This window comes from Streptomyces sp. NPDC094147 (genome assembly GCF_044764265.1).
Classification (GTDB): Bacteria; Actinomycetota; Actinomycetes; order Streptomycetales; family Streptomycetaceae; genus Streptomyces.
The window spans coordinates 238,483-252,815 of sequence record NZ_JBIWHT010000008.1; the positions used below are offsets into that span (position 1 = coordinate 238,483).

At 70.7% G+C, this 14,333-nt stretch carries 13 protein-coding genes; 1 reads left to right on the top strand and 12 read right to left on the bottom strand.

The features are described 5' to 3' along the window. Window positions 1–16 precede the first annotated feature (16 nt). The 12 genes from ACIQ8J_RS15830 to ACIQ8J_RS15885 form a co-directional block, all read right to left on the bottom strand. A complete protein-coding gene (locus ACIQ8J_RS15830; RefSeq protein ID WP_403272158.1) occupies window positions 17–1,237 on the bottom strand; it encodes an NAD(P)/FAD-dependent oxidoreductase in 1,221 nt (406 codons plus the stop codon). After that, the gene (locus tag ACIQ8J_RS15835; RefSeq protein WP_403272157.1) at window positions 1,234–2,634 is read right to left on the bottom strand and encodes an FAD-dependent oxidoreductase; all 1,401 of its coding nucleotides are present in this window, start codon (window positions 2,632–2,634) and stop codon (window positions 1,234–1,236) included. The genes ACIQ8J_RS15830 and ACIQ8J_RS15835 overlap by 4 nt, the downstream gene beginning before the upstream one ends. Beyond that, window positions 2,631–4,727, bottom strand: a complete 2,097-nt coding sequence (locus ACIQ8J_RS15840; RefSeq protein WP_403272156.1) for a molybdopterin oxidoreductase family protein — start codon at window positions 4,725–4,727, stop codon at window positions 2,631–2,633. The genes ACIQ8J_RS15835 and ACIQ8J_RS15840 overlap by 4 nt, the downstream gene beginning before the upstream one ends. Continuing rightward, window positions 4,720–6,099 carry an MFS transporter gene (locus tag ACIQ8J_RS15845; protein ID WP_403272155.1) on the bottom strand — a complete coding sequence of 460 codons (1,380 nt, stop codon included), beginning with the start codon at window positions 6,097–6,099 and terminating at the stop codon, window positions 4,720–4,722. The genes ACIQ8J_RS15840 and ACIQ8J_RS15845 overlap by 8 nt, the downstream gene beginning before the upstream one ends. Before the next feature lie 108 nt (window positions 6,100–6,207). Further along, window positions 6,208–7,029 (bottom strand): PAS domain-containing protein, encoded by an 822-nt coding sequence (locus ACIQ8J_RS15850; protein WP_403272154.1) that lies wholly within the window; start codon window positions 7,027–7,029, stop codon window positions 6,208–6,210. Between the two features lie 74 nt (window positions 7,030–7,103). After that, window positions 7,104–7,844: an SDR family NAD(P)-dependent oxidoreductase gene (locus ACIQ8J_RS15855; RefSeq protein WP_403272153.1), complete on the bottom strand. Its 741-nt coding sequence runs from the start codon at window positions 7,842–7,844 to the stop codon at window positions 7,104–7,106. After that, a complete protein-coding gene (locus ACIQ8J_RS15860) occupies window positions 7,844–8,080 on the bottom strand; it encodes an acyl carrier protein (protein ID WP_403272152.1) in 237 nt (78 codons plus the stop codon). Before ACIQ8J_RS15860 ends, ACIQ8J_RS15855 begins: the two co-directional genes overlap by 1 nt. 43 nt (window positions 8,081–8,123) lie before the next feature. Continuing rightward, window positions 8,124–9,215, bottom strand: a complete 1,092-nt coding sequence (locus ACIQ8J_RS15865; protein WP_403607827.1) for a cytochrome P450 — start codon at window positions 9,213–9,215, stop codon at window positions 8,124–8,126. Between the two features lie 74 nt (window positions 9,216–9,289). Beyond that, window positions 9,290–9,721, bottom strand: coding sequence for a hypothetical protein (locus ACIQ8J_RS15870; RefSeq protein ID WP_403272150.1), 432 nt, complete (start codon window positions 9,719–9,721; stop codon window positions 9,290–9,292). Window positions 9,722–9,811: 90 nt separating this feature from the next. After that, window positions 9,812–11,329, bottom strand: coding sequence for an amino acid adenylation domain-containing protein (locus ACIQ8J_RS15875; RefSeq protein WP_403272149.1), 1,518 nt, complete (start codon window positions 11,327–11,329; stop codon window positions 9,812–9,814). 61 nt (window positions 11,330–11,390) lie between these two features. Further along, a complete protein-coding gene (locus ACIQ8J_RS15880) occupies window positions 11,391–11,759 on the bottom strand; it encodes a cupin domain-containing protein (protein WP_120719781.1) in 369 nt (122 codons plus the stop codon). Between the two features lie 186 nt (window positions 11,760–11,945). Continuing rightward, window positions 11,946–13,175: an MFS transporter gene (locus ACIQ8J_RS15885; RefSeq protein ID WP_403272148.1), complete on the bottom strand. Its 1,230-nt coding sequence runs from the start codon at window positions 13,173–13,175 to the stop codon at window positions 11,946–11,948. A 221-nt stretch (window positions 13,176–13,396) separates the two neighbouring features. Between ACIQ8J_RS15885 and ACIQ8J_RS15890 the strand changes: the two genes are divergently transcribed. Then, window positions 13,397–14,254, top strand: coding sequence for a hypothetical protein (locus tag ACIQ8J_RS15890; RefSeq protein ID WP_403272147.1), 858 nt, complete (start codon window positions 13,397–13,399; stop codon window positions 14,252–14,254). Window positions 14,255–14,333: the final 79 nt, after the last annotated feature.

The window sequence follows — 14,333 nt, forward strand, 5'->3', positions numbered from 1 at the left end:
GGTGTGGAAGGGGCCTTCAAGGAAGAAAAGGGAGCTGGGGAACGAGGAGTTGTTCCAGGTCCGGGGGTGGCTGGCGGCCGATGAAGGACGCGAGGGTGAGGGGGGAGGCGGTGCCTCCGGCGAGGATTCCGCCGAGGAGGGCCCCGCTGTTCTGTCGCAGGAAGAACTTGGCGTACCGGGTGGTGCCCTCGGCGAAGACGACTTCGAGTGCCTCACCCTCCGCGGGGCGGGTGGCGCCGAAGGAGGCGACGTTCACGCCGAGGAGTTTCAGCGTGGTGGCGGTGTCCGAGCCGTCGAAGGGCTCGGTGTCGTGGCCCATCAGCTGGTGCGCCACGTTGTCCGCCATGCGGTAGCCGGGGGCGACCAGACCGTGGCAGCGCCCCTCGACGGCGGCGCATTCACCGATCGCCCAGACGCGCCCGTCGTGCGTACGGCAGCGGTCGTCGACGGCGATGCCGCCGCGCTCCCCGAGCGCCAGACCCGCGGGGGCGGCCAGCTCGTCGCGGGGGCGGATTCCGGCGGCGAAGACCACCAGGCCGGTCTCCAGGACGGTGCCGTCGGAGAGGCGCACCGCGTGCACCGTGCCGTCGGGGTGGGCTTCGACCGACGCGGTGGCGGTGGCGCAGTGCAGCTGGAGGCCGAGGTCGGTCGCCTGCTGGTGGAGTACGTGCGCCGCGCCCGGGTCGAGCTGGGCCGGCATCAGGTGCGGCGCCGTCTCCACGATGTGCGGGCGCATCCCCAGCAGGCGCAGGGCGTTGGCCGCCTCCAGACCGAGGAGCCCGCCGCCGATCACCACGCCGGGGCGGCCGGCGCGCGCGGCCGCGCGGATGGCATCGAGGTCGTCGAAGGTGCGGTAGACGAAGCACCCCGTCAGGTCGTGCCCCGGGACCGGGGGGACGAACGGGCGAGAGCCGCAGGCCAGGACCAGGGCGTCGTACGCGATGTCGTTGCCGTCGGCGGTCCGGACCGTACGGGTCGTACGGTCGACGGACACCGCCGGGCACGCGAGGCGCACGTCCACCCGGGCGTCGTGCAGGAGGTCCGGTCCCGCGAGGGTGAGGTCGTCCTTGCTCTTGCCGTCCAGGTAGGAGGAGAGGGCGACGCGGTCGTAGGCGAGGTGGCGTTCCTCGCCCAGGACGACGATGCGCCAAGTGCGTTCGGTGTCCAAGGACCGTAGCCGGTCCACGAGTTGGTGCCCGACCATGCCGTGGCCGACGACGACGAGTGTCCGCGTCACGCTGCTTCCCTCAGTCCGGTACGGGGCCCAGGTGCCCATGCCTTGCACAGTTCCCGTACGCGCTCGCCGCAGCCGCCGCACCCCGTGGTGGCCCGGGTCGCCGTGGCGAGTGCCGGGACCGTGCGGGCGCCCTCCTGCCAGGCCTGGCGCAGGGACTTCTCCGTGACGCTGTTGCAGAGGCACACCAGCGCCTCCGCGCCCGGCTCGACGGCGTCCGATGGGGGTCTGGGCGGCCATCCGAGGAGCAACCCCAATACGTCGGAGGGGAGTTGCTGTCCGAGCCGGTGGCAGCGGCTGATCGAGGCGATGGCCTGCGGGAGGCCGAACAGGACGGCGCCGACGACGCGTTCGTCCCGCAGTGCGAGCCTGGCGTACCGTCGGTCCACCTTGTCGGTGAGGGTGACGAGGCGGGTGTCCGGGCCTTCGAAGTCGCTCGGCGATCCGATGCAGCACACGTCCGCCGCGCGGGTGCGCAGCCGGAGCACGGGCGGGGCGGCCCGGTAGGCACCGTCCCGGCCGGTGAGGGTCCGCGCGAGGGCGTCGGCCTGCTCCAGGGCGGCACCGGAGCCCGCCGTCGCCCGGCCGTCGTGTTCGACGCCGACGCCGATGGCGTGGACGCGGGGGTCACTGGTGCGCAGCTGTGCGTCGACGACGACCCCGCCGCCGTCGGCCAACAGGCCTGCTGTGAAGGCGAGTTGGATGTCGGGGGTGGCGCCGGTGCACAGCAGGAGGGTGTCGGCTCGAAGGACGGTCCCGTCGTCCAGGTGCAGTCGACCCGGGGTACGCCGCACGGCGGTGCGGCCGCCGAGCACGGTGACCCCGGCCCGCTCCAGCTGTTCGGTGAGCAGGGCGGCGCAGGTCGCGCCCAGGCGCTCGTCCAAGGGGTGGGGGCGGTCGCACACCAGCGTGGTCCTGGTGCCGCGGGCGGCCAGCGCGCTCGCGGCCTCCACCGCCTGCGGCCCGCCGCCGAGCACGACGGCGCTCTCGCCGCTGATCCGGTCGCGGTCGGCCGCGGTCCGCGGGACGACGATACCGGGGGCGAGGCGCCCGTCGGGGGCGGTGATGCCGGGAAGGCCGGGGACCGTGGGGCGTGCCTCCAGGGCGAGGACCAGCGTGTCGTACGGGAAGAGGGTCTCGGTCCCGTCGACCAGCGCCCGCACCCGGCGCTGTGCGCGGTCGATGCCGGTCACCCGGGTGTCGGTGTGGACGCCGAGGCCGGGCGGGGGCGGCAGGCGCAGGTCCGCGGGGGCGAGCAGGGCGTCGAGGAACGGCTGGTGGTGGGTGGGGCCGGGTTCGGTCCCCAGGAGGGTGAGGGGCTCCTCGTGGCCGTGGTGGCGGAGCCGGTCCGCGAAGTGATGGGCCGTCGGGCCGTTGCCGAGGACGAGGACACGGTTCACGGCGCGACTCCTGACAGGGGCTCGATCCGCACGGCGCACACTTTGAACGCGGGCATGCCGCTGCGGGGGTCCAGAGCCGGGTGGGTGAACAGGTTGGCCCGGCCGTCGCCGGGAAAGTGGAAGGGCGCGAAAACGGTGTCCAGGCGCATCGTCGGATCCACCCGGACCCGGGCCGTCATGCTGCCGCGCGCGGAGACGACCCGGGCGAGGCCCGCGTCGGCCACCCCGGAACGGAGCGCGGTGTCGGGGTGGATCTCGATGAAGGGCCCGGGGACGGCGTCGTTGAGTTCGGCCACGCGGCGGGTCTGCGCCCCCGACTGGTAGTGCGCCAGGACTCTGCCGGTCGTCGCGTGCAGGGGGTAGCGGGGGCTGAGGTCCTCCGCCGGGCCCTGGTGGTCCACCGCGGTGAACCGCGCCCTGCCGTCGGGGTGTTCGAACCGGTCGAGGAAGAGCCGGGGCGTGCCCGGGTGCGGGCCGTGCGCGTCCGGGCACGGCCAGTGCAGGCTCTCCCCGGAGTCGAGGCGCTCGTACGAGATGCCGGAGTAGTCGGCCCTGCCGCCCCGGGAGGCGGCGCGCAGTTCGTCGAAGACCTCCTGCGGGACCGTCGGGTACCGGTCGGCGGGCTCGCCGAGGCGCACCGCGAGATCGTGCAGGACCTGGAGGTCGCTGCGTACCTGCCCCGGCGGCGAAAGCAGCGCACGGCGGCGCAGCACCCGGCCCTCCAGGCTCGTCAGGGTGCCCTCCTCCTCGGCCCACTGGGTGACGGGCAGTACGACGTCGGCCATGCGGGCGGTCTCGGACGGCACGAAGTCGGCCACCACGAGCAGGTCGAGGGAGGCGAGGCGCTCGGCCACGCGCGCGGAGTGGGGGGCCGAGACGGCCGGGTTCGACCCGAACACCAGGAGTCCCCGGGGGCCGTGGCCGCTGCCCAGCGCGTCCAGGAGCTCGTAGGCGCTGCGCCCGGGACCCGGCAGCTCCTCCGGTGCCACGCCCCAGACGCCGGCGACATGGGCCCGCGCCGCCGGATCGGTGATGGACCGGTAGCCGGGCAGCTGGTCGGCCTTCTGCCCGTGTTCGCGGCCGCCCTGGCCGTTGCCCTGCCCGGTCAGACACCCGTATCCGCTGCCCGTGCGCCCCGGCAGGCCGAGGGCGAGGGCGAGGTTGATGAAGCCCGCCACGGTGTCGGTTCCCGTGCTGTGCTGCTCCACCCCGCGGCCCGTCAGCACATAGGCGCTACGCGCCTCGGCGAGCATCCGGACGGCGGTGCGCTGGGCGCTCGCGGGAACGCCGGTGACGGCCTCCACCCGCTCCGGCCACCAGCCCATCGCCCGCCGCAGTGCGGCATCGAAGCCCTGGGTGCGGTCCTGGATGTAGTCCCGGTCGAGCAGCCCGTCCACGGCGGCGATGTGCAACAGGCCGAGCGCGAGAGCCAGATCGGTGCCGGGCGCGGGCTGCAGGTGCAGCGCGGCCCGCTGGGCGGTGGCGGTCCGGCGCGGATCCATGACGATCAGCTCGGCCCCGTCGAGGTGCTGCATCAGAGGCGGCATCGTCTCGGCGACGTTCGCCCCGGCCAGCAGGACCGTCTGCGCGCCCCTGAGGTCGGTGACCGGGAACGGCAGCCCCCGGTCCACGCCGAAGGCCGCGTTGCCCGCCGCGGCCGCGGACGACATGCAGAACCGGCCGTTGTAGTCGATCTGGCTGGTCCCCAGGGCGAGTCGGGCGAACTTGCCCAGCAGGTACGCCTTCTCGTTGGTGAGCCCGCCCCCGCCGAAGACCGCTGCTCCGTCCGGGCCGTGCTCGGCGCGGATCCGGCGCAGGCCCTTGGCCACCGTGTCCAGCGCGACGTCCCAGGACGCCTCGGCGAGCCGGCCGTCGGGGCGGCGGATCAGCGGCCGGGTCAACCGGTCAGTGGTGGACAGGACTTCGGGGGCGGTCCACCCCTTCTGGCACAGCCGGCCCATGTTGACCGGGAAGTCGGCGGGCCGCACCGCCACGCCGGCCTCCCGGTCACCGCCCAGCCGCGTACCGCACTGCAGGGCGCAGTACGGGCAGTGGGTCGCCACCTCCCTGAGCGGCGGGGGCAGTTCAGACACGGCTGACTTCCTTGGCGCTCTCGGTGGCGTCCTTGCCGCCCGCGGGCGCGCGGCGCAGGTAGACGACCCGGATGACCGTCACGCACAGCGCGTAGTAGGCGAGGAAGACCACGAAGGCCGGGGCGCCGGAGCCGGAGCCGTCCGAGTACGACAGCTTGAAGGCGAGGTTGATGGCGGCACCGCCGAGCGCGCCGACCGCACCGGCGATCGCGATGACCGCGCCGGACAGCCGACGGGCCCTGGCGAAGGCCCCGCTCGCGTCGTGGCCGGAGGTGATCTCGTCCTCGGCCTTCTTGGCGAACACCGCCGGGATCATCTTGTACGTCGACCCGTTGCCGAGGCCGCTGAGCACGAACAGCGCGGTGAACCCTCCGACGAACAGGGCGAAGGAATGCAGGTTCGTGGCGACGACGAGCACGACGGTGCCGGCGCCCATGCCGAGGAAGTTCCAGAACGAGACCCGCGCGCCGCCCTTGCGGTCGGCCAGCCAGCCGCCCAGCGGGCGCGAGAGGGACCCGAGCAGCGGGCCGAGGAAGGTGTAGCCGACCGCCTGCAGCGGGGTGGAGCCGAACTCGTTCTGCAGGACGAGGCCGAAGGCGAAGCCGTAGCCGATGAACGAGCCGAACGTGCCGATGTACAGGAGGGAGATCCACCAGGTGTCACGGTGCCGGGCCGCTTCGCGCTGCGCGCCGGGGTCGGTCCGTACGGCGTCGACGTTGTCCATCTTCCACGCGGCGAGCAGCGCGACGGCCACGACCAGGGGCAGGTAGACGGCCGCGACGTAGGAGGGGTGGGTGTTGCCCGCGAGGGAGATGACCGTGAGCCCGACGAGCTGGACCGCCGCCACGCCGAGGTTGCCGCCGCCCGCGTTGAGCCCGAGGGCCCAGCCCTGGTGGCGCTGCGGGTAGAACGCGGTGATGTTCGTCATCGACGAGGCGAAGTTGCCGCCGCCGACGCCGGCTATGGCGCCGATCGCCAGGAACACCCACAGGGGGGTGCCGGGGCGCTGGACGAAGTACAGGGCGAGCAGGGCGGGGACGAGCAGGATCGCCGTGGCGAATATCGTCCAGTTGCGCCCGCCGAACCGGGTCACCGCGTAGCTGTACGGCAGCCGCAGCAGCGCGCCGACGACCGTCGGGGTGGCCACCAGGAGGAACTTCTCACCGGGGTTGAAGCCGAGGCCGATGGCGGGGGACATGAACAGGACGAGCACGGACCACAGGGTCCACACCGAGAATCCGATGTGCTCGGACAGGACGGACAGGATCAGGTTGCGGCGGGCGATGCGGTGGCCGCCCTGGTGCCAGGCGTCCTCGTCCTCGGGATCCCAGCCGGTCAGCCAGCGGCCCTGCCTGGCGGTGGCGTCAGCCATGGTGCGCTCCAGATGAGTGAAGGGGTCCGGGGCAGGGCCGGGCCCCGGCGAGGAGTGCTCGCCGGGGCCCGGCCTGCGCGGAGAACAGCGGAAGTGGTGCGCTCCGGCTCAGAAGTTGAGGTCCAGCGCCTTGACCTTGTCCCGCTTGCGGTCCGGGTGGCTGTCCGGGAAGACGAAGCAGCGGGTGTTCTTGAGCTTGTTGTCCTCGACCTTGGCGGTGGAGAAGATCACCACGGGCACCCGCTCGCCCTTGTTGAGGAAGTCCGCGCGGAAGTCGATGATCGGAGCGTCCTCGCCCCAGCGGCCCAGGAAGTCCTCCACGACCTCCTGGTCGGCGTAGATGTGGCGGATGTGGTGACCGACGTAGGTGTCCGGCTGCTCGCTGGCACCGACGATCGCGATGTCCTTCCAGTTGGCGTGGGCGACGGTGCCGTCCTCCTCGATGAGGTGGATGGCGACGGGGCAGTTGTCGTAGTACGCCTGGATGAACTTGACGGCGTCCTCGCCCACCGGGGCGTACGCCGCGCTGGCCCGGTCTACCTGGCTGATCCATGCCTGTGCGGTGGAGTTGCCCTCACCGGCCTGCGAGGAGGGGGTCGGGTGGGTGGTGACGGGGCGCAGGGCCCAGAAGCCGTAGGTGCTGCCCTCGACCTCGCCGAAACCGACATTGGCGTAACCGGACGTGAAGTCGGCGTTGACGAAGGTGGCGTCCAGGTTCTCCACCGGCTCACCGGCCGCGAGGAGGCCGGTGTAGCCGTCGATGCCCAGGGCGTCGGCGAGCTTGGTGCCGGCGGCGGCCCGGTCCGAGAGGAGCTCCGCGGCGGCCTTGTTCGCCAGGACGACGAGACCGTCGGCGTCGGTCACCAGCATGGCGGGCGAGGCCCAGTTGAAGAGGTCGAGGAGCTGCTCGGACGAAGGGTAGTTGGACATGGTGGTACGCCTTTCTCGGCTACTTGCGGAAAATTGGTTTCCCGGGTGGGAAGAACTCGGGTGAAAAGAGCTGGTCACAGCACCTTGCGGCTGTAGTTGAAGACCTGGCCCGTGGGCCCGTTCGACGGGAACTCGGCGATGGAGACGATCCATTCGGCCACGGTGCGCGGCGCCTTGAGCCAGTCCGTGCCGAAGCCCTCGTTGATGGCGCGGATGACCTGGTCGCTCACCTCGCCGTCAAGTCCGGCCAGGGTCATGGCAGTTGCGACCGGGCCGGGGCGCACCTCGTTCGCCACGACGCCGTCGTCGGCGAACTCGACCGAGCAGGACCGCATCAGGGCGGTCATCGCGGTCTTGCTGGCCGCGTAGGCCCACCGGTCGGGCTGGAAGCCGTTGGCCAGGCTCGCCCCGACGAAGGTGAGCGAGCCGTCGCCGCCCCGTGTGAGCAGGGGGGCCGTCGCCTGGATGAGACTCAGGGCGGTGTGCACATTGTTCTCGTACGCATCGGCCGCCACCTGCCAGTCGAGCTTGCGGAGGTCGACCGGGTCCGGCGAGACACCGGAGTTGAGCACCACGGCCCGCACACCGCCGGCCGTCGTACCCGACACCGAGTCGAGCGCCGACCGTACGGCTGCGTCGTCCCGCAGATCGGCCACGCAGTCGACGTAGCCCTTCTCCTGCGCGAGCGCGGGGTTCCCCCGCCGGGACAGACCGACGACGGTGTAGTCCCGGCTCAGGAACTCCGCCGCGACGGCCGCACCGATCCCGGACGAGGTCCCGGAGACCACTGCGACACGGGAGTTGTCCGAGGCCATCAGGCAGCCTGGAACACGGTCGTGTTGATGGCGTCGAGCGTGCGCATGGACTCGATGTTGATGACGCCCGGGTCCAGCTTCTGTCCGTGCAGGCGCTCGATCTCGATCACCATCTGGACGAACTGGAGGCTGGTCACCACGCCCGACTCGACGAGGTCCGTGTCGTCCTGGATGCGGACCGGCTCCTCGTGCAGGTCGCCGAGCCATTCACGGAGCAGCGCGATCTTGCTTTCCACGGCTTCCTCTTTCTGTTGCTTGTTTCTCTTGCTTGGCTTGCGCTTACTTGGCCTTGAACTCAACGGAGAAGTCGGCCGGGTGGGCGAACGACTGGCTCTCCATGGCCAGTTGGTCCCGGGTGATGACCACCTCCGAGCAGCGCTCGACGAGCCTCTCGATGAGCAGCGAGAACTCCGCCTTGGCGAGCATCGCTCCCGGGCAGGCGTGCGCCCCGACCGCGAAGGGGATCGAGCCCTTCAGGCTCCTGCCGGTCCGGAACCGGTCGGGGTTGTCGAACACCCGCGGATCCCGGTTGGCTGCGGCGATCGAGGCGAGTACCGCCGAGTGCCGTGGGATGTGGACGCCTTGGACCGTCACGTCGTCGGCCGCGAACCGGACGATCGTCTGCACCGGCGGATACAGCCGCAGGACCTCTTCGATGAACTCGTCCCGGGCCGCCTCGTCACGGAGTTCGTCCAGGCCGAAGATGGAGCGGCCCATGCAGTACACCAGCGAGGTGATGAACGCGCTGCTGGTCTCGGTGCCGGCCAGGAAGAACAGCAGGGCCGTCGAGCGGACTTCGCTGTCCGTGAGGGTGATGCCCTTGCGGTCGCGGGTGCGTTCGATGGTCTCCAGGAGGGACCGTGAATCGGCCGCCCCCAGGGCCCGCTGCCCCTCGATCAGCCGCAGCAGCTCGGTGACGTTGGCGTGGGTCTGGGCGGTCTCCTCGGTGGGGTAGTCCAGGAGCCGGGCCAGCGGGCGGGTCAGCTCGTGGAAGCGGTCCTCCAGGGCCGGGTCGATGCCGAGGATGGTGCACACGATGCCGTAAGGGACCTTGTGTGCAAAGGAGTTGTAGAAGTCGTCCGTCTCGGTCCCGGCGATGCCGTCCACCAGCGCGTCGATGAGCCGGGGCATCAGCGTCTGCTTGTACTCCGCAATCCGCCCGGCGGACAGGACGGGAGCGAGCAGGGCGCGGAAGGCCTTGTGGGCGGGGCCGTCGGCGTCGAGCACATTGGGCCCGAAGGCCCGCGCGCTGGCCTTGAGCGGGTGCTCGGCCACGATCCCGGGGTGGGTGAGCACCTCGTGCACGGCGGCGTTCCCGGTGACGGTGAACAGGCCCTTGTCGAGCCGGTGCACATCGGTCCCCGGGGGCAACTCCCGGTACCAGTACGGTTTTTCCAGCAGGCTCGCGGGGTTCTCCGTCGGCCTCGTGGGACTTTCTGCGGTGCTTATTCCGGGCACGTGACATGTCCTCCGACGCCCAGGCCGCTGATACCGGCCAGCAGACGCATCGCGTCGAGCCATTCGGAATCGGTAAGACCCATGGAACCGGGGGCGGTGTAGAACGCGGTGAGCGTTCCCGTACGCCCCTCGGCGCCGACGATATCGCAGTGGAACTCGGTCTTGCCGCTACGCCCCCCCTCGGGGTCTTTTCCATCGGTTGCGAGGGTGAGGCCACCGAATGAGACGGAAATGTCTTCGGTGAAATTACGGCGGATGAGTTCGAAGGCGAGGCGCAGGCGCTCTTCGGGGTCGGGCTGCTTAGCGTATCTGTCGAGGAGGGCGTTCGCCGCTTCCATGACCCGCTCGATCCGGCGCTTGCTCTGTATGGATTCCAGCGCCAGGGAAAATTTCTCTTCCGCGCGGCTTTGCGTACTCAAAACGGGAGTCCTTGCCTGTATGCAGGATCGCCAAATGACGTGGGAAAGGAGGTGGGGAAAAGGGAGGGACGGCGTTGATGAGAGACGGCTTCAGGAGACGTAGCCGAAACGCGCCGAGAGTTCGCGCTTGTTGATCTTCGTGTTCTCCAACAGCGGCATGGCGGAGACGAAGTGGACCTTGGCGGGCACCATGTAGGCGGGCAGCAGCGTCCTGAGTCGGCCCTGCATGTCCTGTTCCGTCATGGCGACGTCGGGCGTCTCGGCGAACAGGATGATGCGCGGGGTCCCGCTGCGGTCGGGGATCGGCATCAGGACCGACCGCCTGCTGCCCAGCGAGCGGGCCGCCGACTCGATCTCCGCGGGCTCGATCCGGTGCCCGGCGACCTTGAGTTGGGCGTCCTTGCGGCCGGCGAAGCGCAGGTTGCCGGACTCGTCGATCCAGCCCTGGTCGCCGGTCAGGTACACCCGGCGCTCGTGCCCGTCGACCAGCACGTTCCTGAAGGCGGCCGCGGTCTGCTCGGGGGCGTCCAGGTAGCCGAGAGCGAGCCCGGTGCCGCCGATGGCGATCTCGCCGGTCTCGCCGCGGGGTGCCAGGGAGCCGTCCCGTACGACATGGAGATCCGTGCTGGGCACGGGCCGGCCGGCCGGAATGCCGCCCGCCGCCGCGGTGTCGGCCTGTGTGATGCGGTGGGTGGTGGCGAACACGCACGATTCGACGGGGCCGTACCCGTTGTACAGCTCGATGCCGGGATGGGCCTCGAAGAGCCTGCGGCAGCTGGCGGGCGTCGGCTTGTCTCCGCCGAGGAGTACGGCGCGCAGCCCGGCGAGGCAGTCGATGTCGCCGCCCGCGATCACATCGAAGAGCGACGGAGTGAGGAAGAGGTGGGTCGCGCCGAAGTCGCTGATGTACGCGCGGATCGCCGGCGGCAGCAGCAGGTCGCCCTCGTGGACGACCGCGGTGCCGCCGGTGAGCAGCATGCCCCACAGCTCCAGGGTGAAGGCGTCCCAGGCCACCGCCGCCGCGTGGATCATCACCGGTGCCTCGCCGAAGTCCATGAAGGGCTCGGGAGTGAACAGCCGGGTGGTTGCCCGGTGCGGGGAGAGCACCGCCTTCGGGGTGCCGGTGCTTCCGGAGGTCCAGAAGACCGTGGCGCACGCGTCGGGTTCGACCTTGGGCAGCGGCCGGGACGGGGCGCTCTGGAGCGCGGTCGGGTTCCGCAGCTCGCCGAAGGTGAAGTGGCCGATCGACGCCTGTTCGAGGCCGGCGGATCCCGCGGTGTCCGCCAGGACGACCTGGGCGCCCATGGTGTGCAGGAACTGGGCGATGCGCGCGGCCGGCCACCGCACGTCGAGGATTCCGTAGGCGCCGCCGGCCATCAGGATGCCGAGGATGACCGCGGTCAACTCCGTTGACCTGCGGGCCACGACGGGGACGACGCTGCCGGGCCGGATTCCGAGGCCGATCAGGTGGTCGGCGATGCGGCGGGCCTCGGCGGCCAGCTCCGCGTACGTCGTCGCGCCGGCGGCCGAGACGACGGCCGTGCGATCGGGGAACTGCCGGGCGACACGCGTGAACGCGTCATGGATGGTCGCCTCTTCGTTGGTCAAGCCGTACATGCTGCTCATGATCGATACCCCCGTTCGATGCAGTTGCTGGCCGTTGCCCGGCTCAGTCGAACTTCATCGACGACGGAACGATCGAGCCGGGGGCGAGGTCGAGCCGCGGCGGGGCGGAGAATTCCAGGAGAACGGCTCCCTCTTCGCCGACGAAGGTGGCCGTGTGCCGCGAACGCGCGGGGATGTAGGCCACGTCACCGGAATTGAGTTCGTACTCGGTCCCCTCGCAGACGAAACGAATGGAGCCCTCGGTGACCACGACCCACTGCTCGTTCTCGTGCCAGTGCGGCGGGAGGTTCAGGTCACCGGACTGGTCGGCCACCACCTTGAGGCAGGACATCTCCTGGCCGAATGCGAAGCGCCGGGCCAGCGCGATTCCTTCGGCCTTCAGTTCCTCGTGGTCGTCCCAGTTAATCTTCATCGGTTCCCCTGTGATTGAAATGCACAATTGACGGCACGGGAGAGTCCTGCGCCTGCCGTGGAGTTCTTTCGGCGGCATTTCCCGAAGCCGTTTCGACCGTACGTGGAACTTCCAGCCATCCTCAACGTCATTTCAAATGCTGGACAGTTGAGGGTGGCGGGAGGCGCAGGGAGCGAGAAGTTCCCCTTATACGTTGCGGGAAAACTCCGAGCTGTCGGCCGACTTGGGCGACGGGGGCTCGGGCGCGGCGGCCGCGTGGTCCGGGAGCCGGAGCGCCAGGACGACCGGGGCGACGAAGACGGCGAGCAGCGCGTAGAACGTGGCGCCCAGGCCGGCCGAGTCGGCCAGCCAGCCGAACATGGGGGAGCACAGGCCGCCTGCTGCCATCGCGAGGCCCAGGGTCAGTCCGCTGGCCGTGCCCGGACGGTTGGGCAAGTAGTCCTGGGCGAGCGTCACTTGCGCGGCGAACGGCAGGAACATCGCGGCACCGAACACCACCGTGCTCAGCACCAGGACGGGGAACACGGGAGCCCAGGCGATGCCCAACAGGGCGGGCAGGGCCACGAGATAGCCGATCCGGACCGAGGTCATCCGGCCGTACCGGTCGCCGACCCAGCCGCCGAGCAGTGTGCCGACCGCCCCTGCCGCGGTGTAGCAGGTGAGCACGGCGGCGCCCGCCCCGGTGGACTGCCCCAGGTCGCGCTGGGCGTGCAGGGACACCAGCGAGGTGACCGTGACGAACGGGATCGACCAGCCGACGATGACGACCACCAGGCGCGTGAAGGAACGCCAGTCGTCCGCGCGGCCGCCGTCCTGTGCGCCGGCCCCGGTCGACGCTCCGGTGACCAGCGGCGCCGCCGGTGTGTACCCGCGCCACCGCATCCACGGCCCTCGCAGCACCCAGAGCACCGCCATGACCAGGGCGGGGATCGCCAGGAGGTAACTGCTTGAGAACCCCAGGGAGCCTATGACCAGGGTGACGAGCGCGGGTGCGAGGGAGCCGCCGACCGTGCCGCCGACGGAGAAGACGCTCATCGCCTTCTGCGAGGAGCCGCCGGCCGCACGGGCCTGGCTGGTGGCCGGCGGGTGGTAGGCCGCTATGCCGATGCCCGCCAGTGCGACGCACAGCCAGGTGACGAGGTAATTTCCGGCAAGACCGGCCGCCACCACGCCGAACGCCGCCGTTCCGAACCCGACGGGTACCAGCCAGGACCGCGGCTTGCGGTCGGACAGCAGCCCGAACAGCGGCTGGAACAGACTGGACACGCCGCTGGCGGCGAACGCGAGACCGGAGACCGCGGCGTAGCTGTAGTGCCGTTGGGACATCAGGAGCGGCAGCATCGCGGGGATCGCGCCCTGATACAGGTCGTTGACCACGTGCGTACCGGCCAAGAAGCCGAGTTGCCCTTTTTTCATCCTGAACCGTTCATCCCGTCCGTAGTAGTGCCGTTCGTTGACCTCAGGTCCTCAGGTCCTCAGAGGTGTTACCTTAGCGAGCGACGTGCGCGGCGGCAAAGTGCGTGCTGACCAGGTGAGTTGGTCCCTGCAGCAAGGCCGCATCATTCCTGCCCGCGGGCCCATCGCGGCGCTGCGCGCCTCTCCCCGTCGGATGCAGCTACCCCTGTGGAGGAACTTCGATGAGCATCAAGACAGGTGTCCGTGCGTCAGAGGGCTTGGCGTCGCTGGACGCCGAACCCACGCGGCTCGCCGAGACGCTGGACCACATCTGCGCGCGGTGGGCCGGGAACACCGGAGCCGCGGCGGTGACGGTGCCACCGCTGCTGCCGGTCGCCGACCTCGCCGGACTCGACGTCTACCAGAACTTCCCCCAACTCGCCCTCGTCTCCACGGCCCTGGACGTCCCGGCCGCCGGGGCGGACCGGATCGGGCAGGCGGCCGCCTCGGGCTACTTCGGCCCCGACGCCCTCCGCCCGGCCGGACTCGCCCTGCCCTCCAGCGCCTGCTACGGCGTCTACCTCCACTACCGGAACCGGGAGGTGCCGGAGCAGGGCGAGCTGGTGACCCTGCTCGGGCAGTGCTTCCGCAACGAGGACCACTTCGACGGACTCCGCCGCCTCAAGGCCTTCCGGATGCGCGAGGTCGTGGCGCTCGGGACCCCGGAGCAGGTGGCGGCCCACCTTGAGCGGTCCGGGCGCTTCGTCGGCGCCTTGGCGGACGAGATCGGCCTGCCGCTGGAGCGCCGCGCGGCCTCCGACCCCTTCTACGACCAGAGCGGAGACCGCGCCACCTTCCAGCAGGTCGTCCCGGTCAAGCACGAGTACATCTACCAAGGCATGGCCATCGCGTCGGTCAACACCCACTTCACGTTCTTCGGCGAGCGCTGCTCCATCGCGCTGCCGGACGGCGCTGCGGCCTCCACGAGTTGTGTCGGCTTCGGCGTCGAGCGGTGGCTGCATGCTCTGGCCGACCACTTCGACGGGGACTGGGACCTGGCCCAGAACGCCCTCGAACGGGCCGAGAAGGCGCTGTTCTGACGGCATGACGGCGGCAACGGCGCGATGACGTACGGGTGTTGCCGGTGGTGCGCCGGGTCGGCGCACCACCGGCAACCCG